We start from the raw sequence: 20,818 nt of genomic DNA, 5'->3' as shown, positions 1-20,818 counted from the left end.
GATATAGAAGCCGGTCCAGTTGTAAATCGGGGCGGCATAGGCGGGCGCGGGCGCCTTATAATAGTTGCGGTTACCGAGATCGGCACCGACCGCCGGTGCGGCAGCGCCCACCACGAGCAGCGCAACGGTCGCAAACAGAATCTTCTTCATAGTCCAAACTCCAACACTTAAGTCCCCGGCAGTCGCGCTTTCCGCGCCGTCGTTGGTTTGCAGATAGCTCGCTTTTGACGAAAATGCTGTCACATCCATGGCACAGCGGCAGCCAACGTAACTTATTGGGCTGTAAATGATTTTTGTGCTTAATGTCGGCTTAAGAAGTGCTGAAGGAAAGCTTAACTCGGCGTTATCAGGGTAACTTGCGCGCGCATCTCATTAACCAAGACGGCGCCGCGCCTCATCGCGCATCTGTTCGCGGAATGCAGCGCGCTTTGCGGGCCGGTCTTCCTCGCGCACGTCATGACGATCGAAGACGTCGAACTTCTCCAGGATCGGATAGCGCTCGCTCGCCATCGCGAGCACGCGCAGCACCTTGGTCGCCGACGGTGTCGGGCCGCTCACTTCCCAGCGCCGGATGGTGTCGGCGCCGCCCTTCTCCGGCAATCCGCAAAGCCGGGCCATGTCGGCCGCGGTGAGCTTGCGCTCGAGGACCTCCGAGAGATCGTTGCGGAGTTGCTTCAGTTCGGGACCGGTCATGTCGCCTCAATACGCGAAGTCGATGAGGTGAATGCACTAGCGCTGATTCGGGTCCATCCGAAGGCGAGGCACGCGAGCGGGCGTGCTAGTCGTGCGACCGCTCCCCGGCGCCTCCGCCCGCGCACGGAGTTATGAACGGCTGCCTATGGAAATCCGCGGCTGAATGAACAGATGGCAAGGGGCCCACAGCGAATGAAGGGATCAGCCATGACAAGCATCAAACCCGCCATTGCCGCCCTAGTCACCGTCGGGTTGCTTGCCGCGCCGATCGCGGCTGAGGCCAAGAAGCACCGGTCAAGCCGAGCTTACAGCACCGGCGTGGTGGCTCCGAGCTATGGGAGCGCCGGATCGTTGGCAGCACAGCCCAGAGCCTACGGGTCGAGCGGACAGTCGGTCGGGACGGTCACGGCGCCGTCGGTCGGTACGTATAACTGGCCGTCGGTCGGCGTGACCAACGCAGTCCCGACCTGGAGCAACACCAACCCGCCGGTCAGGTAGGCGCGCCTGTCTGGCGAGCCAATGCCGGTCACCTGTGACGGTCGCAAGGCCAAAGAAGATGATAAAGTGCGACCAGCAATGATCATGGCGGTGGACCAGACATTGCGGATCGTTCAGGGAGAGCCCGTCCGATCCTAAATTCCCCGCCCGGCCTGTTGGCCGATCACGCAGCGCCACCCGGCGAGGCGCTCGGCCGGATGCTGGTTCATCCATTCGGCGAGTTGCGGCGCGCCCATCAGGCAAGATTGCATCGAGACGTCGGCGAAGTCGGATGTGGTGACGGTCTGCTCATGACAGTTCGCCGGAGAGGCGAGGTTGCAGAGCACGGCGATGATTTTGATCACGCGAGGTTGCCCCCGTCGCTGCGACGTGCGGCGGCTCCGCCTGATCTCTCGCTCATCGGATCAGTCGGCGGGAAGATGCTGTCGTAGATCGCGCGCGCTTCCTGGATGAGGCGAATGCGCTCGCGCTCGGATTTCGAGACAAACTGAATAATCTGGCCCATGTCGGCTCCAATTAGATCTTCAATCCACCATCACATGATGGAAATCATTTCATGCGGATGTGGGGTGCCGGCTTCGGCTTTGCAGCCATGCGGGCGGCCACGAGGGATAAAAAGCCCGTGACTATTCCGTTCCTGAGGTGGAACGGGGTACCTTCAGCGATGCGCCGATGGCACGGCGCATCCGTTCGGCGGGGACCGCTTCGTAGCATCGTGATGAAGAGTTGAGCCCACGGGATGATGGCACTGCGGCACATTTTCTCGCGCGTGGAGTTGTAAGGTCAGTCAGTGCACGGGCGCCTCGACGAACGGCATTGCGATTGAGAGACCGCGCCCGAAAGGATCAGCCATGACAAGAACAAAACGCACCATTGCTGCACTTATTGCTCTCGGATTGGCCGCCGCGCCACTTGCTGTAAACGCACAAACATCGGGGACGGGTACACCAGGCAGCACGAGCGGACGCACCGGAGCGCCGGTGCAGCAAGGGACCATCGGAAGTTCCGGGCAGACCGTCGGGACCGTGACGGCGCCGTCGATCGGAACGTCCAACCAGCCCTCCGTCGGCGTAACAAACTCAGTCCCCACCTGGAACAACACGAATCCTCGAACGAAGTAGAAACCGCGGTCGGCTGACTTACGCCGGCGCGCGCTCTCTCTGCCCCGGGACTGCTGCGAGCAATTCGCGTGTATAGGCATGCTCGGGCGCGGCGAACAGCTGCGCGGTCGGCTTCAACTCGACGATGACGCCGCGCTGCATCACGGCGATGCGGTCACAGATTTGCGCTGCGACTCGCAGGTCGTGGGTGATTAACAGCATCGAGAGGCCGAGGCGGGCCTTGAGGTCTTCGAGCAGCCTTAGGACCTGCGCCTGCACGGAGACGTCGAGCGCGGAGACGGCCTCGTCCGCGACGATGATCTCGGGCTCGAGCGCGAGCGCGCGCGCAATGCCGATGCGCTGGCGCTGGCCGCCGGAGAATTCATGCGGATAGCGTTCGAGCGCGCCGGCATCGAGCCCGACCATCTTGAGGAGATCGCGGGCGCGGTCGAACGCCACTTTCGGATCGGTGCCGGCCGCGATCGGGCCGTCGGCGATGATATGACCGACCTTGCGGCGCGGATTGAGCGAAGCGAACGGATCCTGGAAGATCATCTGGATGCGAGGGCGCTCGGCGCGTAGCGCCTTGCCCGCGAGCTTTGTGAGATCGGTCTCGCCGATCCGCACGGTGCCGCGGTCGGCCTCGATCAGCCGCATCACAAGGCGGGCCACCGACGATTTGCCAGAACCGGATTCGCCGACCAGGCCGAGCGTCTCGCCTTTGAGGATGTTGAAATTAACCCCGCGCGCGGCATCGACGCGGCGGTCCTCGCGAAACCAGCCGCCGGAGGTGACGTAGGTCTTGTCCAGTCCGATCACCTCGACCGCCTTGGCCTGGTCGTCCAGGGGGCTGCGGGCGGGTGGGTCCATCGAGGGCACGGCGGCGAGCAGCGCCTTGGTGTAGTCGTGTTGCGGCGCGTTGAAGACCGCCGAGGCGGGGCCTTCCTCGACCACCTTGCCATGGCGCAACACCACGACTTGGTCGGCGATGTCGGCGACCACGCCGAAATCATGGGTGATGAACATCACCGCCATGTTGCGATTGCGCTGGAGGTTGCGGATCAGTTTCAGGATCTGCGCTTGCGTGGTGACGTCGAGCGCGGTGGTCGGCTCGTCCGCGACCAGCACCGCCGGTTCGAGCGCGAGCGCCATCGCGATCATGGCGCGCTGGCGCTGGCCGCCGGAGAGCTGGTGCGGATAGGCGCGCACGATGCGCTCGGGGTCGGGGAGGCCGACTTCGCGCGCCAGCGATAGCGCCTTTGCGCGCCGCTCCCTCGGCGTGAGCAGCCCGTGCGCCTCGAACATCTCCGCCATCTGGTCGCCGATCCGCATCAACGGATTGAGCGCGGTCATCGGTTCCTGAAAGATCATCGCAAGCCGGCGGCCGCGCAGATCGCGCCAGCATTCGTCGTCGAGTTTGAGCAGGTCGCGTCCTTCGAACTGGATCTCGCCGGAGGTGACGGTGACCGTGTCCGGCAACAGGCCCATCAGCGCATGCGCGCACATCGACTTGCCGGAGCCGGATTCGCCGACCACGCAAACGATCTTGCCGGGCCGCAAATCGAGCGAGATGCCGTCGACCGCGAAGGGACGCTCGGCGCCCTTGGGCAATGCGATCCGCAGATTCTTGACGGAGACGGCGGGCGGTGCGGTCATGATCAGCGGCCCTCCCGCGACAGCCGCGGATTGAGCGCGTCGTTGAGGCCTTCGCCGATCAAATTGAGCCCGAGCACCGAGATCAGGATCGCGACGCCGGGAAACACGGTGATCCACCAGGCCTGGCGGATCACGGTGCGGCCGGCACCGACCATGTAGCCCCAGGAGATCAGATTGGGATCGCCGAGGCCGAGGAACGCCAGCGAGGATTCCAGCAGGATCGCGGTCGCCACCATCAGCGAAGCCAGCACGATCACCGGCGACAGCGTGTTCGGCAGGATTTCGCGCAGGATGATCCAGGTGTTGCTCTGGCCCGTGACCACCGCGGCCTGGACGTACTCCCGCGTGCGCAACGACAGCACCTCGCCGCGGACGAGGCGCGCGACCGGCGGCCAGCTTACCAGCGCGATCGAGGCGACGATCGAATAGATCGAGGGCTGCAGGATCGCGACCAGGACGATCGCGAGCGCAAAGCTCGGAATGGTTTGGAAGAACTCGGTGAAACGCATCAGGGCGTCGTCGACCCTGCCGCCGAAATAGCCGGCCATGGCGCCGATCGGAACGCCGACGACCAGCGCAACCAGGGTGGAGACCATGCCGACGAGCAGCGAGACGCGTGCGCCGAAGATCATGCCGGCGAACACGTCGCGGCCGAGTGCATCGGTGCCGAGCGGCACGGTCGCGAGCGTGAACGGCGGCAGGAACGGCCGCTGCACCATGCGCCAGGGCGAGTTCGGGAACAGCATCGGACCGAACAAGGCGACTGAGATCGCAAGGAGCAGGATGATGAGCCCGATGACGCCGCTCGGGCTCCTCAACATCGATTTCCAGAACTGTTTCATATGGAGAATTCGATGCGCGGGTCGACCAGGCGATAGACCAGGTCGGTGATGAGGTTGAAGATCAGGACAATGGCGGAGCAGATCACGAAGACCCCGAGCAGCAGATTGTAGTCGCGCTGGAGCAGGGCGTCGTACATCAGGCGTCCGATGCCGGGCCAGGCGAACACGGTCTCGGTGATGACGGCGCCGCCGATCAGGGTGCCGGAGTGGACTCCGGCGAGCGTCACGACGGGCAGTAGCGCGTTGCGCAGGACGTGGCGACGCTGGATCACGGCGTCGGACAGGCCTTTGGCGCGCGCGGTCTTGACGAAGTCGAGACGCTTCACTTCGAGCATCGAGGCTCGCGTCATGCGCGTATACGTCGCCATAAAAAACAGGCCGAGCGTCATCGCCGGCATAATCAGGTGCCTTGCGACGTCGACCACATGGGCAGGGCCGGAAAGGTTGGCGCCGACCGTCTCGTAGCCGAAGCTCGGCAGCCAATCCATGGTGACCGAGAACAGCAGGATGCTCATGAGCGCCACCCAGAAGATCGGCATGGCGTAAAAGATCAGCGCAAAGACGGTGATCGCGGTGTCGAGAAAGGTTCCGGCAAAGCGCGCGGCGAAGGTGCCGAAGAGAATGCCGAGCACGAGCGAGATCGCGAAGGCCGTCAGCGTCAGCAGCAATGTCGCCGGCAGCCGCTCGCCGATCAGCTTCGCGACCGGCGCCTGCTGGCGGAAGGAGAAGCCGAGGTCGAGGGTCACGATGCCCTTGACGTAGATGAAGAGCTGCTCGGGCAGCGGCTTGTCCAGGCCGAACTTCTCCCTGAGCTGCTGGACGAAGATCTGGTCGCTGGCGCCGGCCTCGCCCGCCATCACGACGGCGGGATCGCCGGGCGCGAGCCGGATCAGGAAGAAATTGAGGACGACGATCGCAAGCAGGACGATCACGCCCTTCGCGACACGCTGAGCGACAAAGGAGAGCATCTAGAGGATCATATCGGTGGTGTGACCTGGAGCGACAGAGACGGAGCGCCCACCTCTCCCCGCAAGCGGGGAGAGGTGACGGAGGTAGCCCTCACTTGTCGAGCCATGCATCCTTGAAGCCGTCGTTGACTCCGATCCCGGTGGTGATCAGGTTCTTGACCTTGCAGCGCATGATGGTCGGGAATTGCAGCTCGAGCATCCAGGCCACCGGCACGTCCTCGACCAGGATCTTCTGCGCCTTCTCGTAGATCTCCTTGCGCTTGGAGTCCGGCGTTGCCACCGCGCCCTCGGCGAACAGCTTGTCGATCTCAGCGTTGGAGTAACCCTCGACGTTGTTGAACACCTGGCCCTTGGCAATCGCGCTGGAGACGTAATTGCGGCCGACGCCGAGCGCGGGGTCGCCGTACTGGTAGAGGTAGGTGAAGGCGATGTCGTAGTCCCAGTCGCCGATCTTCTGGTTGCCGCCGGCGACGTCGGTGGCGATGGTCTCGATGTTCATGCCGACGTCCTGGAGGTTCTGCTTCACGGCTTCACCCCAGCGCTGCCAGGTCTCGCCATAGGCGAGCGGCAGAAGGCGGATCTTCTCGCCCTTGTAGCCGGCTTCCTTCAGCAGCGCCTTGGCCTTGGCGGGATCGTAAGGGTACTTCGGCACGTCGTCGGTGTAGTATTTGATGGTCGAGGCCGACGGGCCGGTTGCGACCTTGCCGAGCCCGTTCCAGATCACGTCCTTGGCGAACTCGCGGTCGATCGCAAACATGACCGCCTGCCGCACCCGCTTGTCGGCGAGCGGACCCTGCCGGTTGTTGAGCCACAGCCAGGCCAGCGGCGAGAAGAACTCCCAGCCGGCGCCGGTGACGCAGGTGTCCTTCAGCTTGGAGAGCCGGGGCACGTCGAAATTCTCGACCGAGCCGCCGGGCAGCACGTCGACCTTGCCGGTCTCATACGCCACCGAGCGCGCCGCGGCATCGGGAATGATCTGCCAGTAGATCTCGTCGAGATAGGGCTTGCCCTTCTCGTAATAGTTCGGGTTCTTGACCAGGCGGATGAAAGAGCCCTTCTGCCATTCCTTGAACATGAAGGGGCCGGTGCCGACAGGGGCGTTATTGTAGGGATTGGTCTTCCAGTCGGTGCCTTCATAAAGATGCTTGGGTACCATCGGCATTGAGCCGACCTCGAAGATGCCCAGGAACGGGCCGAACGGCTGCTTCAGCGTGAACACCACCGTGTAGTCGTCGGGAGCCTCGACCTTGTCGACCTGCGCCAGATTGTTGCGGGCACGCGCGTGGGTCTGTTTCAGCATCTCGAGCGAGAACAGCACGTCGGCGGCGGTGAAGGGCTTGCCGTCATGCCAGGTCACGCCCTTCCTGAGCTTGAATGTGTAGGTTTTTGCGTCCTCGCTGACACTCCAGCTCTCGGCGAGCTCGGCCTGCGGTTCGAGCTTGGGGCTGTAGCGAAGCAGGCCTTCGAAAATGTTGCCCGACACCATCTGCACCGGGCCGTTCTGGACCATCGCCAGCATCAGGCCGGGCGGCTCGGGCTGAATCACGGCATTGATCGCTCCACCCGCTTTCGGGTCTTGCGCCAGCGCCGGGGCCGCGAGACCGCAAGCCAGGAGGACACCAAGCAACACTCGTTTTGACATGTCGTATCTTTCTCAAGCGAGACCAGCCGCAAACGCTTCGCACGTCATGGCGCGCAAAGCTATGGCCGGCCCATCCCAGTCCCCATCCGGGATCGAGGCTCACACAGTCTCGTTCGGCGCCGCAAGATGAAAGTCTCGACAGTGTTCGCACAAAAAATGTACAGCGCGTCCTGTTATGGCGTTTGGCAGCCAATCCGGCGCCGCAGCGCCGCGCGATCCGTCCATCTGCGCCGCAAGCGCGACGCGGACCCGGCGTGAGGATCGTCTAGCGCAAGCCCGCCCGCCGGAATCCTTCCAGATAGTGCTCGCGGTCGGCCTCATTGGCCCATGGCAATTGCGTCGAAATCCAGTGCAGCGAGATGTTGGGCTGGGTGCGGCGGAGCTCGCCCAGCGCCATCTCCCCAAGCACGCCGTCTCCGGTCATGCCGGCAGAAACCGCGAGCACGCGGTAGGCGCCGGTAAGGTCGCCGCGATGACGGATTGCCTCGCGCGCGAGCGCGATGGCCTCGGCATAGCGCCGCTCGGTGAAGCGGGCATAGCCGGCGATGCCGTGATAGATCGCCAGGGATGGATCGCGCGGCGACAGCCGCATTGCCCTCTGCGCTGCCTCGAATGAATCCTTCGGCCGCCCGGCATAGGACAGCGCCAGTGCGTAATAGCCCTGCGCCAGCGAGAAGTTCGGATTGAGTGCGAGCGCCTGCTCGAACTCGGACAGTGCGTCGGCAAGTCTTCGCGTCGAGAAGTAGACGCTGCCGAGCGCGGCGTGCGCCCAGGCATCCTCATGGTCGCAGCGCACCGCGGCGAGCGCGGCGGCTTCCGCCGCTGGCGCCACCATGGCAAGCTCGGCCCAGCCGAGATGCACGCCGAACATGTGGTTCGCCGCGAGCACCGACAGCGCCTGGCCGTAGTTCGGGTCGATCCCCACCGCGCGTTCTAGCAGCGCCCGTGCGGTCTCGTGATCCCGCCGCGTCACGCGCCAGTAATGCGACAGCGCCCGCATCAGGAGATCCCAGGCATCCAGGCTCGCGGGGGGCTTGCGATGGGCGCGAAAACTTTCCGCCGCATGGATCTGCGGCTCGATCGCCGCAGCGATCGCATTCGTGATCTCGTCCTGCACGGCGAACACGTCGACCAGCTCGCGGTCGTAGCGCTCGGCCCAGAGATGGCTGCCCGTCGTGGCGTCGTTGAGCTGCGCGGTGATGCGCACCCGGTTGTCCGACTTGCGCACGCTGCCTTCGACGACGTAGCGGACGCCCAGTTCCTCGGCAATCTGCCGGATGTGGACCGCGCGTCCCTTGTAGGTAAAGGACGAGTTGCGGGCGATCACCATGAACCAGCGCTGCTTCGACAGCGCGGTGAGGATGTCCTCGCTGATGCCGTCGCCGAAATAGTCCTGTGCGGGATCGCCGCTCATGTTCTCGAAAGCGAGCACCGCGACCGCCGGACGGTCCGTCAGGACGCGCGGCAGGGCAGCGACGGGCTGCGCGGGCGCAGTCGTGGCTGCCACTTCTTCCCGGACTTCGCCGACGAAACGAAAACCCTTGCGCGGAATGGTCTTGATCAGCCGCTGGCTTGCGCCATCGTCGCCGAGCGCCTTGCGGGCGGCGTTGATCCGGCTGTTCAGGGCGGAATCCGAGATGATCCGATCGCTCCAGATCTGGCTGATCAGGTCATCCTTGCTGACCACACGCGTGCGCTGCGCCACCAGATAGAGCAGGAGATCGAACACCTGCGGCTGCAACGGCACAGCGGCTCCGCTGCAAGTGAGTTCCCGCAGGTCGCCGTCGAGCACGTTGTTTTCAAAGCAAAATCGCACGTTTTTGTCGTCTCAAGCAAAAATCAAAGTCGTCTCAGGCGAAAATCAACCGTCCGCGAAAGTCTTGGGACCTCCGGTGCGGCATGGTGCAGCGACCAATGAAGTGCCGGCGTTTTGGCACAACGGAGCTGTTTATGACCCAAATTGATCATCAGGTTCATCCTATCGGCCCGGTTGCGGGCTCACGCATTTTCAAGTTCATCGCCTTTCTGTACGGAATTGCGGCGTATCTCGTGTTTTTCATCACCATTCTCTACGCCATCGGTTTCGTCATGGGGCTGGTGGTGCCGAAGACCATCGATACCGGGACCGACACGCCCGTGGCCGAGGCCATCATCATCAATCTGCTCCTGATGGCCCTGTTTGCGGTCCAGCACAGCGTAATGGCGCGCCGGCAATTCAAGGCCTGGTGGACGCAGTACGTCCCCAAGCCGGTCGAGCGCAGCACCTATGTGCTGTTTGCGAGCCTGTCATTGCTCCTCCTGTTCTGGCAGTGGCGTCCGCTGCCCACGGTCATATGGGACGTCGCGAATCCGGATATCGCTGTGACGATCGTCACGCTGTCGCTGGCGGGCTGGGTCCTGGTGTTCACCTCGACCTTCATCATCAATCACTTCGAGCTGTTCGGCTTGCATCAGGTGACCAATCATCTCGTCGGCAAGGAGGCGTCGCCGCCGCGATTCAAGACGCCGCTGCTCTACAAGTTTGTCCGTCATCCGATCTATCTCGGCTTCATCATCGCGTTCTGGGCGGCGCCGGTCATGACCGCGGGCCATCTGCTGTTCGCCGCCGTGACCACGGCCTACATCTTCGTCGGCATCGCGCTGGAGGAGCACGACCTCGTCGATCTCTTCGGCGACGAGTACCGGCAGTACAAACAACGGGTGTCGATGCTTATTCCCTGGCGCAAGTCGGTATAGCTTGCGCGTCGTTCCGTCGCGTCCGCCGAAAGGAGGATGCGCGGCGGCGCCGAGGCGCGTAACGGATCGTGCCGGACGCAACCTTCAACGTTTCTCGGGGTGAATCCCCCTCACCCCGACGCTATCAGTGCGAGCAAAGCTCGTCGCGACCCCGCATTCGTTTTTGCCGAGTTCTCGGCAAACAGGAGCGGGGGGAGGAATCTAAACCATCATCAACGGAGACGACCTAATGAAACATGTTGGAAACTGCTTCTGTGGCGCAGTCACGATCGAGGTCACAGGTGCACCGGAGGCGATGGGCTATTGCCATTGCAGCTCGTGCCGCTCGTGGTCGGGCGGTCCGGTGAACGCCTTCAGCCTGTGGAAGCCCGAAGCCGTGCGCATCAGCGAAGGTGCAGAGAATGTCGAGACCTTTGCGAAGACGCCGCTCAGCCAGCGCAAATATTGCAAGAAGTGCGGCGGTCATCTCATGACCAACCATCCGCCGCTCGGCCTGATCGACGTCTTCACTGCCACCATCCCCACCCTCGCGTTTGCACCAGGCGTCCACGTCAATTACGCCGAGACGGTGCTGCCAATGCGCGACGGACTGCCCAAGCTCAAGGATTTCCCGGCCGAATTCGGCGGCAGCGGCGAGATGATGCAGGAGTAGCGGCGCCCTTCTCCTCTCCCGCAAGCGGGAGACGAGAAATTAGCTACCTCATCCCCGCGCGCCGCAATCCCTCGAGATAATGCTCGCGATCCTCGTCCCGCAGCATCGGCAGCTCGCGTGTGATCCAGGCCAGCGAGATGCCGGGCTGGGCGCGGCGCAAGCCTTCCAAGGCGGAAGCCGCGCGCGCGGAATCCCCTGACATACCGGCGGCGGCCGTCAGCACGCGATGCGCGCCGACGAAATCGGCGCGCTGCCGCATCGACTCGCGCGCCATCTGTGCGGCGCCTTCGTAATCGCGGCCGATGAACCGGGCATAGGCCGCGACGCCGCAATAGATTGCTGCGAGCGGGTCGCGCGGGCTCAGCCGCAGCGCGCGGCGCGCCGCGACATCGCCGTTCTGCCATCGTCCCGCGTAGCACAGCGTCACGCCATAGAAGGCGTGCGCCATCGCAAAGTTCGGATTGAGGTTCAGCGCCAGTTCGAACTCCGCCAGCGCGTCGTCGAAGCGGCGGCGGAATAGATAAGCATACGCCAGACCATGATGAGCCCAGGCATCTTCGCGATCGGCCTCCACCGCCGCGAGCGCGGCGCGCTCGGCGACCGGCACGGTCGGGGCCATGTCGGACCAGCCCATATGCGCGCCGAAGATGTGGCTGGTTGCGAGCAGGCCGAGTGCCTTGCCATAGGCGGGATCGAGCGCGACGGCCTCTTCGAGCAGTCCTTGCGCGGCGGCATTGTCCTCGCGGGTGATGCGCCAGTAATGCGACAATGCGCGCATCACAAGGTCCCAGGCATCCAGGCTTCCCGGCGGCTTCTGCTGGGCGCGAAAACTCTCGGCGGTATAGAGCTGCGGCTCGATCGCGGCGACGATCGCCTCGGTGATCTCGTCCTGCACCGCGAAGATGTCGGCAAGCTCGCGGTCGTAGCGTTCGGCCCAGAGATGGCTGCCGGTCGAGACGTCGTTGAGCTGCGCGGAGATACGCACGCGATCGCCGCTCCGCCGCACGCTGCCTTCGAGCACGTAGCGCACGCCGAGCTCGCGCGCGACCTCGTTCATGTGCACCGCGCGGCCCTTGTAGACGAAGGAGGAGTTGCGCGCGATGACGAAGAACCAGCGCAGCTTCGACAGCGCGGTGATGATGTCCTCGCTGATTCCGTCCGAGAAATAATCCTGCTCGCGGTCGCCGCTCATGTTGGTGAAGGGCAGCACCGCGATCGCGGGGCGGTCCGGTAGCGGCAGCGGGGCCCGTAGAAGCTTCGCTTCGAAATCGGATTCCGGCGCGGTTGCCCCACGCTTGGTTTCGACGTCGCCGACGAAACGAAAACCCTTGCGTGAGATGGTGCGGATCAGCGCCTGGCTCGCGCCGCTGTCTCCGACCGCCTTGCGTGCCGCATTGATCCGGCTGGTCAGCGTGGATTCGGAGACGCTGCGCCCGTGCCAGATCTTGTCGATCAGCTCGTCCTTGCTGACCACCCGATCGCGGTTCTCCATGAGGTGGACGACGAGATCGAAGACCTGTGGCTCCACGGCAACGGGAACCTGCTCGCGGCTCAGCTCGCGCAAGTCGGTATCGAGCAGGTGATCCCGGAACAGAAACTGCACGTCGAAAACTCAGACCTCAAGGCAACATCGGGCAATAATGAAAGCAAAACGGATTTCGGCTGATGTCTGTGAGTCCGCCGAGGGGCCTGCCCGGTTCACCACGATCGCGTGATGGCAGGCATGCAGTTTACGGGGAGGAATGCAACCTGGATTAGAATAAAGCCGTTTCGGCCGGATTGTCGCGATTTCCTCACGTCGTTGCGAGCAATCCAGCCTGCCGCCGCGGAGCCAGCGTGGATTGCTTCGTCGCAAGGGCTCCTCGCAATGACGGTGTTGAGGCAATGGCGTGCGGCAGCTGCCGACGTTGTCCTGGCCTTCGCGACGGCATCGAATGTGTGACGAATAGTGAATGTCCATTGCCGAACAGTTCCGTGTGCGTAAGCTGCCCTCACACAAAACACCAACCACGAAGAAACGCCCATGCCCGCTTTTCATGCCTCGACCACCGTGCTCGATTCCATGCTGTTCCGCGATGCCTTCGGCACGCCGCAGGTGCGGGAGGTGTTTTCCGATATCGCGACGGTCGCGCGCTATGCCGAGGTCGAGGTGGCACTGGCGAAGGCGGAAGCGAGATGCGGAGTGATTCCGCAGGACGCGGCCGATCAGATCGCCGCGCGGACCGATGTTGCCGCGCTGGATTTCGACCTGTTGCGGCAGGAGACCGATGTCGTCGGCTATCCGATCCTGCCGCTGGTGCATCAGATGGTGAAGCAATGCGGCGATGCCGGCCGCTATGTGCATTGGGGTGCGACCACGCAGGACATCATGGACACCGCCGTGGTGTTGCAACTGCGCGCAGGGCTTGAGATCGTCGAACGGGACATCGCGGGCTTGCGCAAGATCCTCGCCGATCTATCGAGGCGCTACCGCGACACGCCGATGGCGGGCCGCACCCATCTCCAGCAGGCGCTGCCGGTCACCTTCGGCTACAAGACCGCGATCTGGCTCGCGATGTTCGACCGCCACGCCGAGCGGATCAGTGAGTTGAAGCCGCGCGTCCTGGTCGGTCAGTTCGCCGGTGCCGCCGGCACGCTGGCCTCGCTCGGCGACAAGGGGTTCGAGGTGCAGGAAGCGCTCTGCGCCGAACTGAGGCTCGGCGTCCCCGCTTCGACCTGGCACGTCGCACGCGACGGTTTTGCCGAGGCCGTGAATTTCCTGGCGCTGGTCACCGGCTCGCTCGGCAAGATCGCGCTCGACATCATGATCATGGCCTCGACCGAATTCGCCGAGGTCTATGAGCCCTTTGTCAAGGGACGCGGCGCTTCCTCGACCATGCCGCAGAAGCGCAACCCGATCTCCTCGGAACTCATGCTCGCGGCGTCCAAGGCGGTGCGCCAGCATGCCGGCCTCATGCTGGATGCCATGGTGCAGGATTTCGAGCGCGCCACCGGGCCCTGGCACGCCGAATGGATGGCGATCCCCGAGAGCTTCGTGCTGACCGCCGGCGCGTTGCACCAGGCGAAATTCGCGCTCGCCGGCCTCATCGTGGATGAAAGCAAGATGAACGAGAATCTCGCCGTCAGCCGCGGTCTGATCGTGGCCGAAGCCGTCATGATGGGGCTTGCGCCGCAGATCGGACGGCAGGAGGCCCATGACGTGGTCTATGATGCCTGCCGGCTCGCCAATGAGAAAGGTCTTACGCTGGCGGACGCGCTGTCTTCCGACGCCCGCGTCTCTGTCAGAATCGACCGTGCCACGATCGAGGCGCTGACATCACCGAAAAATTACCTCGGCCTTGCTCCCGCCATGGTCGACCGGGTGCTGAAATCGGCAACGCGTTGAAAACCAAAATGCGCGAAACTGCGTATCTTTGGGGTGTCGCAAGGCACTCGCGCACTTGTGTCTCGCGATGCTAGACTTAAATTGAGCAAGAGACGTTCGGCAGAGGACCCGGCATGACTGATCAACGCATCACCTCCACTCCCATCGATCCCGTGAAGCTCGACCGGCTGGCCGAGGTGGCGGTGAAGGTGGGCCTGGGCTTGCGGCCGGGCCAGGATCTGCTCTTGACGGCACCTGCGATCGCGTTGCCGCTGGTGCGGCGGATTGCCGTGCATGCCTACAAGGCCGGCGCCGGCATCGTGACGCCCATTCTCTCCGACGAAGAGATGACGCTGGCGCGCTACCGCCACGGCCACGACGACAGCTTCGATCGCGCCGCCAACTGGCTCTACGAGGGCATGGCCAAGGCGTTCTCCAACAACACCGCCCGTCTCGCCATCGTCGGCGACAATCCGATGCTGCTGTCGGGCGAAGATGCTTCCAAGGTCGCGCGCGCCAGCAAGGCCAATTCCATGGCCTATCAGCCGGCGCTGGAAAAGATCGTCAATTTCGATACCAACTGGAACATCATTGCGTATCCAAGCCCATCCTGGGCAAAGCAAGTCTTTCCGAACGATCCTGAAGAGGTCGCGATCGGCAAGCTCGCGGACGCGATCTTCGCGGCGTCCCGCGTCGATCGCGACGACGCGCCGGCCAATTGGGCGAGCCACAATGCGGTGCTGCGCGAGCGCACCAACTGGCTCAACGGCCAGCGTTTCCGCGCGCTCCAGTACTCGGGACCGGGCACTGACCTCACCATCGGGCTCGCCGACGGCCATGAATGGGAAGGCGGCGCTTCGCTCTCCAAGAACGGCATCAGCTGCAACGCCAATATCCCGACCGAAGAGGTCTTCACCACGCCGCATTGCCGGCGCGTCTACGGCCATGTCGTGAGCTCGAAGCCGCTGTCCTACCAGGGCACGCTGATCGACAAGATCGCGGTGCGTTTCGAGGACGGCAGGATCGTCGATGCGAAGGCTTCGCGCGGCGAGGAGGTACTGAACAAGGTGCTCGATACCGACGAGGGCGCGCGCCGTCTCGGCGAGGTGGCCCTGGTGCCGCATTCCTCGCCGATCTCGCAGAGCGGACTGTTGTTCTACAACACGCTGTTCGACGAGAACGCTGCCTCGCACATCGCGCTTGGCCAGTGCTACTCGAAGTGCTTCGTCAACGGCGCGCAGCTCACGCCGCAGCAGATCGCCGCGCAAGGCGGCAACCAGAGCCTGATCCATATCGACTGGATGATCGGCTCGGCCGAGACCGACATCGACGGCATTCTCGCCGACGGCAGCAAAGTGCCGGTGTTTCGCAAGGGCGAATGGGCGAAGTAACTACGCAGCCGGGTTGCGCAGCATCGGGCTGTTGTCGATGCTGAAGCGGTTGAACAACGTCGTGAACGGGCTGCCGTCGGTGGCCCGCACGACGGCGTCGGAGGCCGCCACCGCATCGTAGAGCGCACCGACCGGATCATTCGCCTCGGGCAGGTCGAGGCCCCTGCGGATTTGCTCGGGGGCCTCGTTGACGTCGTCCTCGTCGTCGAGTGTCGCCTCGAGCGCATCCGCCGCCCGAAGCATCTCATGGAGGTCACCGCCGATCTGCCCGGGGCTTTCGATGCCGTCAACGGTGAACCAGGGCTCCTCTTCGGTTGCGAAGGAGACATCGAGGCTGCCGAGCCAGGCGACGACCTCGCCATGAGCTTTGAGAACCTCCGGGGTGAGGGGCATCGGCATGGCTCCTTCAGATGCTTCGCGCACTTTGTCGCACCCCGGAAAAGAAGGGTTCATGTGCTCGAAATTGCAGGGAAATTGCGACGTTAACCGTTTCGCGTCTGCAACTTGCGGCTGATTGTCGGGCCCTGCGTAAGAAAGAATTAAAAATCGGCTACTAGCGTTCCCGCCATCTTTGAACAATCCGGGCCGAGATCCGGGCAGGTCATATTTTATCCCCCGAGGAAACAGATGTCGCGCACATTGATTGAAATCAGTCATTGCAATGTAGATCTCGAGCTGCGGCCGATCGAGCCGTCCTGGATTATCGAAGGCAATCCGGTGTCGCGCTCGCACATCCTGTCCACCAGCGCCGACGGCACCGCTTCGACCATCATCTGGGCCTGCACCGAAGGGCGCTTCAACTGGTACTACGATATCGACGAGACGATCATGATCATGGAAGGATCGATCGTGCTCGAAAGCGACGGCATGCCGCCGAAGCGCTACGGCCCGGGCGACGTCATCTTCTTCCGCGACGGCGCGCATGCCAAATGGCATGTCGAAGGCCACGTCAAGAAGATCGCCTTCTGCCGCAAGACCAATCCCGTGATGATCGGCTTCCTGATCCGCGTCGTCAACAAGCTCAAGAAGATCTTCGTCGCCACCGGCGAGCGCCGTCCGGCCTCGCTGATGGGCGCAAATTAGAGTTCAAACAGTTCAAGGACGCTTCCCAGCGGTCACGACGGAACAGGGGCCGGGATCAACATCCCGGCCCCTGTTCTCGTCATGGTGCCAATCCCTTTAAGGCAAATCGAGCCGGTAGAAATTGCTCGCGGTCTGCGAGAACAACGCCGTCTTCTCGGTCTCGCTCAGGGGCGCCGCGATACGCTTGAACGTGTTGAAGATCACCTGGTAGCTGCACTGGCCCTTGTCCGGCGGGAAGTTGCTCTCGAACATCGCGCGCTCGGGTCCAAACGCCTCGATGCAGGTTTCGATGTAAGGCCGCCACGCCGCGGCAAGCTCCTTGGATGATGGCGGACTCGCGCGCAAATGGAAGTCGTAGCCGAGCAGGCACATCGCGAGCCCGCCGAGCTTCACCACCACGTTCTCGCATTTGGCGATCTCCCGGATCGAGGCGCGCCATTGCGGAAACACCTCCTCGCGTCGCCCCGCAAAGCGGCCGATTCCGGCCGGGCCGCCGCAATGGTCGAGCACGATCCTGGTGTCGGGAAATGCGCGGGCGAGCTCGGTCAGCTCGCCGATTTGCGGATGGAACAGCCGAGCGTCGAAGCTCAGGTTGAGCGGCGCGAGGCAGGCAAAGCCCTTGCGGAAGGTCGGGTCCTGCAGCAATCCCTGCGGCCGGCTCGCATACATGCCGGCGACAGCAGGATCCTGGTCCCAGGCCGAGGAATGCCGGATGCCGCGGAAGCGACCGTTGCCCGCCGCGATCTCGGCCTCCAACACGGGTTGTGCGGCATCGCCGAGCAGCAGATTGACGTGGCTGACGATGCCGGCGCAAATCGCGGCCTTGCCGTAACCGCCGCTGGCGCTCATCGCGGCGACGCCATTGGCGAACTCGACTTCGCCCACCGGCCGGAACGCCTCCGGCCCGTGCGCGCGATACATCGAGCGGCAATCGACATAGACGGTGGCGATGACGTTGTGGCCGGAGGCGATATCTGCCGCCATCTCCTCGATCAGATAGCGGTGCCCGCGATTCCAGAGATGGTGATGGGGATCGACGATCGGCCGTGAGGGATCGATGATCTCCTCCTGATGCAGCGCGAGCCAGTCCTCGCGCGGCTCGACGAATAGCCCGCTCGTGTTGGCGGGCAAACCGCTTGCAGCCATCGGCGTGCGCTCCCTTGATGTATGCTTCTTGTTTTGGGAGCCTAGCACCTCGTCCTCGCATGCACCAACGCGCGTTGCGCAATCGCGCCCGTCATCGCGGTACAGCGGCGCCGGCGTCAACCCTTGCGCCGCTTCGCCCTCACATCGACCACCAGCCGCCAATCGGTTGCGGTGGCCGGCTTGACCTCGCCGAGCCAGTGGAAGAAATCCTCGGTGACTTCCGTAAAACTCCAGCGCGTCAGGTCGCCAGCTTCGGTCGTGCCTTCCTGCACGATGTCGGCATCGCGTGGACGGCCGATCTGCTGGCGGAATATGCAGCGGCCGGGATCGAACCATGAAATCCGCCAGGCATCGATGGTCGGATCGTAGACCCGCAGCGTCGTGCCGTACCAATTGCCGGCGATCGGCAAGGCCGGGCTGCCGGCCGGGCGCGGAATGATCCAGACGTCTTGCACGGCGCGGCCCTCCAGCACCCAGCCGAAATGGATTTCGCCGGGCGCGGTGTGTTTCGTTCCATCGGGTCCATGGGCGGTGATCTCGGCGTCCCAATCGCCGACGAAGCGGCCATAAAGCTGGAGTGCCGCCGCGTGCTGGGGGTTCGGTCCGTCCGCGTGCAATAATCTCGCAAAGTCGGTCATGTCGATCTCCCTTTGCGGGAGATCAGCACGACCGGCCGGCAGCCGACTTGGAGAAAATTGCGTCACACCCCGTCGAGGATGATCACCGTCGGCTTCGACGGCAACGCATCTCGGGACATCCGGAAACTTCGTTCCATGCGCCGGTCGATCTCGAACTGCTGGCCGATGCGTTGCATGAAATCGTCGAGCGGGGTGGCGAAGCGGTGCATCGGCAGCACCACCGAGGCGCGCAGCCGCTTGGTGATCTCGGAGACGCCGTCGAGCGACATGGTGTAGGTGCCGTCGATCGGCACCATCACGATGTCGAGCCGCCCGATCTGGGCGAAGTGGCTGTCATCGAGCTTGTGGTGAAGATGGCCGAGATGGCCGATGCAGAGGCCCGCCACCTCGAAGATGAAGATGGAGTTGCCGTCACGGATCATGTCGGCGCCGGCATCGTCGCCGAAATAGCGACGGATGTCGGTCGTGACGTTGCGGATGAAGGTGTCGCCGATGCGCTCCGACACGATGGCCGGCTTGCCGTCCTCGCCCCAGCCATGCAGCACACGAGGAATGCGCTTGTCGGGATATAAAGAGTAGTGCGTGCTGTGGGCCCGGTTCATGGTGACGACATCGGGCAGCCGGCCCACCTGGTAGGCCCCGCTATAGTCGGTGGCGATGCGTAAGCCGCCGGGCGTGTCGATGAAATAGGTGGAATGGCCGGCATAGGTGATCTCGACCTCGGGCGCAGCCGCCGCCTGCCTGAACGCGACCGACATGAGGCGCGGCGCAGCATTCGCCATCGCCAAGCATTCGCTGCGCTGCGACTGCTGGGCGATGGCAGGTGAGAGGAATGCGCCGAACAGCGCCAGAGCGGCCGAAACCAGTCGTCGCATGAATTCATCCCCGATGACTTCAGGGGAAAGTCTAGCTTGCAATGCAGCGCGTGGCCAACAGCGCGCGATCAACAGCGCGTCAGTGTCGCACCGTCACGCCGCCCTATGATTCGCGCCTTTACTACTCCCGCCGCGGGCTGAACTTCCAGGTGAGGGCGACGAGGCTCGCGGTGATCAGGCTGCTGACGAGGCCGACGATGGGCAGCGTGAGCACCAGCGCGGCGCTGGCAGCCCAGCCGATCGAGGAGAACGCCTCGGCAAAGGTCGCAAGCCGCGACGAGGTCTGGCGGCGGCGGAATTGGCTGCGCCGGGCTTGCACCCGGAACCAGAGCTGGATTGCGGTGGCGGAGGCCGCACTGACGATGACCGCACCGGCGCTGACCGCGGCCTGGAACGCCGAGGCGAAAGCGAGCGCCGCGATCAGCGGGCAGAAGATGACGCCGATCGCGATCAGCACCACCTCTATCTTGGCGCGGATGACGCTGGACGGCGGCAATGGCGCGGTCGCAACCAGGTCGGGCGCGTCCTCGCCCGAGAGCGTCAGCCAGGCAAGCCCGCCGGCGAGTTGTCCCGCCGCCATGACGATGACGGGCGTGATCAGCGTCAGCGCCGCGGAGCTGTCGGCAAAGTTGCGCCAGAGCAGCAATGCCGGCGGCACCAGATAGAGCAGCTGCATCAGCGTCTGCGAGATCAGCCAGGGATCGCGCCAGAGCAGCGAAAATTCCTTGCGCCGTAGGGCATGCTGCCGCGATCCGCCGCGGAACGGGCGCTCCTTCGCGCTGCGACGGCCGGACGCGCCATAGGCGGCGGCATCGATCGCCGTGTCCGCAAAGCGGCCCGAGAAGATCGCCATGACGCCTCCGAGCAGCACGAGGCCGAGCGCCAGGAGCAGCAGCAGCGCTTCGGCATCCCCCATCGCCGCCCGCGCCGGCCACCACCAGATGCTGTCGGCATCGGGCGCGTAAGCGGCCAAGCTACCCGAGGTCAGGATGGTGAAGCGCGACAGCGTGCCGTAGGACATGATCGCCGCCACCTGGAGCGCGATCACGAAGCCGGCGCCGATGATGGCGGCGAGGATCTGGGCGACGAACCGTGTCCGCGCCGGACCGATCAGGCGGAACAGCAGGATGGTGACGGCGATCGCGATCGCTGCGGCCGACAGGCCCATCGCGACGACGACGCCGAACGCTGCAAGCCAGCGCGCGCCGCCCCCGAACACCAGCACGTCGATGAAGGGTGTCGAGAACAGCAGCGCCATCACCGTGATGGCGAGCGCGATCGCGGCGATGCGCACCGAGAACAGATTGGCCAGCGTCGCGGGTGAGGACATGATGAGGTCGAGATCGGCGCGTGCGTAGAACACCCGCGTCACCGATTCGATCGCCTGTGACAGCATCAGCGTCCAGGCCAGAAAAATTGTCGCCGAAATCACGATCAGCGAGGATTTGTCGAGCGGCAATTGCAGGTCGGCGAAGCGGCCGATCACCGCCCAGGCCGGGACGTGCAGCAGCGCCGCGAAGAACAGCAGGCCGAT

At 63.9% G+C, this 20,818-nt stretch carries 21 protein-coding genes and 1 pseudogene; 7 read left to right on the top strand and 15 right to left on the bottom strand.

Annotated features, from left to right (window positions below):
* Positions 1–150 (bottom strand): annotated as a pseudogene (locus IVB32_RS26100) (porin family protein); the annotation flags it as partial.
* 222 nt (positions 151–372) lie between these two features.
* Positions 373–693 (bottom strand): hypothetical protein, encoded by a 321-nt coding sequence (locus tag IVB32_RS26095; protein WP_027570057.1) that lies wholly within the window; start codon positions 691–693, stop codon positions 373–375.
* Between the two features lie 207 nt (positions 694–900).
* Here IVB32_RS26095 and IVB32_RS26090 point away from each other — a divergent pair, with 207 nt between their 5' ends.
* Entirely contained in the window at positions 901–1,191 is a 291-nt protein-coding gene (locus tag IVB32_RS26090) for a hypothetical protein (RefSeq protein WP_018458165.1), read from the top strand.
* Between the two features lie 134 nt (positions 1,192–1,325).
* Here the strand turns inward: IVB32_RS26090 and IVB32_RS26085 are convergent, their stop codons facing one another.
* On the bottom strand, positions 1,326–1,535 hold the full coding sequence (locus IVB32_RS26085) for a hypothetical protein (protein WP_007605116.1): 210 nt from the start codon (positions 1,533–1,535) through the stop codon (positions 1,326–1,328).
* Positions 1,532–1,696 (bottom strand): hypothetical protein, encoded by a 165-nt coding sequence (locus IVB32_RS26080; RefSeq protein WP_018458166.1) that lies wholly within the window; start codon positions 1,694–1,696, stop codon positions 1,532–1,534. Before IVB32_RS26080 ends, IVB32_RS26085 begins: the two co-directional genes overlap by 4 nt.
* A gap of 346 nt (positions 1,697–2,042) precedes the next feature.
* On the opposite strand from IVB32_RS26080, the gene IVB32_RS26075 reads away from it, so the two are divergent.
* Entirely contained in the window at positions 2,043–2,312 is a 270-nt protein-coding gene (locus IVB32_RS26075) for a hypothetical protein (protein ID WP_083926507.1), read from the top strand.
* An 18-nt stretch (positions 2,313–2,330) separates the two neighbouring features.
* Here the strand turns inward: IVB32_RS26075 and IVB32_RS26070 are convergent, their stop codons facing one another.
* From IVB32_RS26070 to IVB32_RS26050, 5 genes are all read right to left on the bottom strand, one after another.
* The gene (locus IVB32_RS26070) at positions 2,331–3,947 is read right to left on the bottom strand and encodes an ABC transporter ATP-binding protein (RefSeq protein ID WP_247296259.1); all 1,617 of its coding nucleotides are present in this window, start codon (positions 3,945–3,947) and stop codon (positions 2,331–2,333) included.
* A gap of 2 nt (positions 3,948–3,949) precedes the next feature.
* Positions 3,950–4,789, bottom strand: coding sequence for an ABC transporter permease (locus tag IVB32_RS26065; protein ID WP_018458168.1), 840 nt, complete (start codon positions 4,787–4,789; stop codon positions 3,950–3,952).
* Positions 4,786–5,757 (bottom strand): ABC transporter permease, encoded by a 972-nt coding sequence (locus IVB32_RS26060; RefSeq protein ID WP_018458169.1) that lies wholly within the window; start codon positions 5,755–5,757, stop codon positions 4,786–4,788. The genes IVB32_RS26065 and IVB32_RS26060 overlap by 4 nt, the downstream gene beginning before the upstream one ends.
* 91 nt (positions 5,758–5,848) lie before the next feature.
* Positions 5,849–7,399, bottom strand: a complete 1,551-nt coding sequence (locus IVB32_RS26055) for an ABC transporter substrate-binding protein (RefSeq protein WP_026233516.1) — start codon at positions 7,397–7,399, stop codon at positions 5,849–5,851.
* Positions 7,400–7,664: 265 nt separating this feature from the next.
* Complete coding sequence (locus IVB32_RS26050; RefSeq protein WP_026233517.1) at positions 7,665–9,215, bottom strand: winged helix-turn-helix domain-containing tetratricopeptide repeat protein; 1,551 nt, start codon at positions 9,213–9,215, stop codon at positions 7,665–7,667.
* A gap of 134 nt (positions 9,216–9,349) precedes the next feature.
* Between IVB32_RS26050 and mddA the strand changes: the two genes are divergently transcribed.
* Positions 9,350–10,135, top strand: a complete 786-nt coding sequence (gene mddA, locus IVB32_RS26045; RefSeq protein ID WP_018458172.1) for a methanethiol S-methyltransferase — start codon at positions 9,350–9,352, stop codon at positions 10,133–10,135.
* Positions 10,136–10,364: 229 nt separating this feature from the next.
* Positions 10,365–10,787: a GFA family protein gene (locus IVB32_RS26040; protein WP_026233518.1), complete on the top strand. Its 423-nt coding sequence runs from the start codon at positions 10,365–10,367 to the stop codon at positions 10,785–10,787.
* 43 nt (positions 10,788–10,830) lie between these two features.
* On the opposite strand, the gene IVB32_RS26035 is transcribed toward IVB32_RS26040, so the two are convergent.
* Positions 10,831–12,390 (bottom strand): winged helix-turn-helix domain-containing protein, encoded by a 1,560-nt coding sequence (locus IVB32_RS26035; protein WP_018458174.1) that lies wholly within the window; start codon positions 12,388–12,390, stop codon positions 10,831–10,833.
* A gap of 420 nt (positions 12,391–12,810) precedes the next feature.
* Here IVB32_RS26035 and IVB32_RS26030 point away from each other — a divergent pair, with 420 nt between their 5' ends.
* Together IVB32_RS26030 and IVB32_RS26025 are read left to right on the top strand one after the other, a co-directional pair.
* Positions 12,811–14,172, top strand: coding sequence for an adenylosuccinate lyase family protein (locus tag IVB32_RS26030; RefSeq protein ID WP_018458176.1), 1,362 nt, complete (start codon positions 12,811–12,813; stop codon positions 14,170–14,172).
* A 113-nt stretch (positions 14,173–14,285) separates the two neighbouring features.
* Positions 14,286–15,542 (top strand): aminopeptidase, encoded by a 1,257-nt coding sequence (locus IVB32_RS26025; protein ID WP_018458177.1) that lies wholly within the window; start codon positions 14,286–14,288, stop codon positions 15,540–15,542.
* Here IVB32_RS26025 and IVB32_RS26020 read toward each other — a convergent pair whose 3' ends face one another.
* A complete protein-coding gene (locus tag IVB32_RS26020; RefSeq protein ID WP_026233519.1) occupies positions 15,543–15,935 on the bottom strand; it encodes a hypothetical protein in 393 nt (130 codons plus the stop codon).
* A 234-nt stretch (positions 15,936–16,169) separates the two neighbouring features.
* On the opposite strand from IVB32_RS26020, the gene IVB32_RS26015 reads away from it, so the two are divergent.
* Positions 16,170–16,625: a cupin domain-containing protein gene (locus tag IVB32_RS26015; RefSeq protein ID WP_018458179.1), complete on the top strand. Its 456-nt coding sequence runs from the start codon at positions 16,170–16,172 to the stop codon at positions 16,623–16,625.
* A 96-nt stretch (positions 16,626–16,721) separates the two neighbouring features.
* Here IVB32_RS26015 and IVB32_RS26010 read toward each other — a convergent pair whose 3' ends face one another.
* The 4 genes from IVB32_RS26010 to IVB32_RS25995 all read right to left on the bottom strand — a co-directional run.
* Positions 16,722–17,771 (bottom strand): amidohydrolase family protein, encoded by a 1,050-nt coding sequence (locus IVB32_RS26010; RefSeq protein WP_018458180.1) that lies wholly within the window; start codon positions 17,769–17,771, stop codon positions 16,722–16,724.
* Positions 17,772–17,887: 116 nt separating this feature from the next.
* The gene (locus IVB32_RS26005; protein ID WP_018458181.1) at positions 17,888–18,409 is read right to left on the bottom strand and encodes a hypothetical protein; all 522 of its coding nucleotides are present in this window, start codon (positions 18,407–18,409) and stop codon (positions 17,888–17,890) included.
* 62 nt (positions 18,410–18,471) lie between these two features.
* On the bottom strand, positions 18,472–19,284 hold the full coding sequence (locus tag IVB32_RS26000) for an MBL fold metallo-hydrolase (RefSeq protein ID WP_018458182.1): 813 nt from the start codon (positions 19,282–19,284) through the stop codon (positions 18,472–18,474).
* 121 nt (positions 19,285–19,405) lie between these two features.
* A partial coding sequence (locus IVB32_RS25995) for a permease (protein WP_247411806.1) occupies positions 19,406–20,818 on the bottom strand: 1,413 nt, incomplete at its 5' end.

The organism is Bradyrhizobium sp. 23 (assembly GCF_023073295.1).
Taxonomy (GTDB): Bacteria; Pseudomonadota; Alphaproteobacteria; order Rhizobiales; family Xanthobacteraceae; genus Bradyrhizobium; species Bradyrhizobium canariense_D.
Note: the sequence above shows the minus strand (reverse complement) of the source record. Positions and strands in the feature narration are given on the sequence as shown.

What these genes read in the sequence shown, in the direction of transcription:
- IVB32_RS26095 (WP_027570057.1), bottom strand. Translation starts at nt 693, where the DNA reads ATGACCGGTCCCGAACTGAAGCAACTCCGCAACGATCTCTCGGAGGTC.
- IVB32_RS26005 (WP_018458181.1), bottom strand. Translation starts at nt 18,409, where the DNA reads ATGACCGACTTTGCGAGATTATTGCACGCGGACGGACCGAACCCCCAG.
- IVB32_RS26030 (WP_018458176.1), top strand. Translation starts at nt 12,811, where the DNA reads ATGCCCGCTTTTCATGCCTCGACCACCGTGCTCGATTCCATGCTGTTC.
- IVB32_RS26055 (WP_026233516.1), bottom strand. Translation starts at nt 7,399, where the DNA reads ATGTCAAAACGAGTGTTGCTTGGTGTCCTCCTGGCTTGCGGTCTCGCG.
- IVB32_RS26000 (WP_018458182.1), bottom strand. Translation starts at nt 19,284, where the DNA reads ATGCGACGACTGGTTTCGGCCGCTCTGGCGCTGTTCGGCGCATTCCTC.
- mddA (WP_018458172.1), top strand. Translation starts at nt 9,350, where the DNA reads ATGACCCAAATTGATCATCAGGTTCATCCTATCGGCCCGGTTGCGGGC.
- IVB32_RS26040 (WP_026233518.1), top strand. Translation starts at nt 10,365, where the DNA reads ATGAAACATGTTGGAAACTGCTTCTGTGGCGCAGTCACGATCGAGGTC.
- IVB32_RS26080 (WP_018458166.1), bottom strand. Translation starts at nt 1,696, where the DNA reads ATGGGCCAGATTATTCAGTTTGTCTCGAAATCCGAGCGCGAGCGCATT.
- IVB32_RS26015 (WP_018458179.1), top strand. Translation starts at nt 16,170, where the DNA reads ATGTCGCGCACATTGATTGAAATCAGTCATTGCAATGTAGATCTCGAG.
- IVB32_RS26025 (WP_018458177.1), top strand. Translation starts at nt 14,286, where the DNA reads ATGACTGATCAACGCATCACCTCCACTCCCATCGATCCCGTGAAGCTC.
- IVB32_RS26010 (WP_018458180.1), bottom strand. Translation starts at nt 17,771, where the DNA reads ATGGCTGCAAGCGGTTTGCCCGCCAACACGAGCGGGCTATTCGTCGAG.
- IVB32_RS26060 (WP_018458169.1), bottom strand. Translation starts at nt 5,757, where the DNA reads ATGCTCTCCTTTGTCGCTCAGCGTGTCGCGAAGGGCGTGATCGTCCTG.
- IVB32_RS26020 (WP_026233519.1), bottom strand. Translation starts at nt 15,935, where the DNA reads ATGCCCCTCACCCCGGAGGTTCTCAAAGCTCATGGCGAGGTCGTCGCC.
- IVB32_RS26070 (WP_247296259.1), bottom strand. Translation starts at nt 3,947, where the DNA reads ATGACCGCACCGCCCGCCGTCTCCGTCAAGAATCTGCGGATCGCATTG.
- IVB32_RS26065 (WP_018458168.1), bottom strand. Translation starts at nt 4,789, where the DNA reads ATGAAACAGTTCTGGAAATCGATGTTGAGGAGCCCGAGCGGCGTCATC.
- IVB32_RS26075 (WP_083926507.1), top strand. Translation starts at nt 2,043, where the DNA reads ATGACAAGAACAAAACGCACCATTGCTGCACTTATTGCTCTCGGATTG.
- IVB32_RS26090 (WP_018458165.1), top strand. Translation starts at nt 901, where the DNA reads ATGACAAGCATCAAACCCGCCATTGCCGCCCTAGTCACCGTCGGGTTG.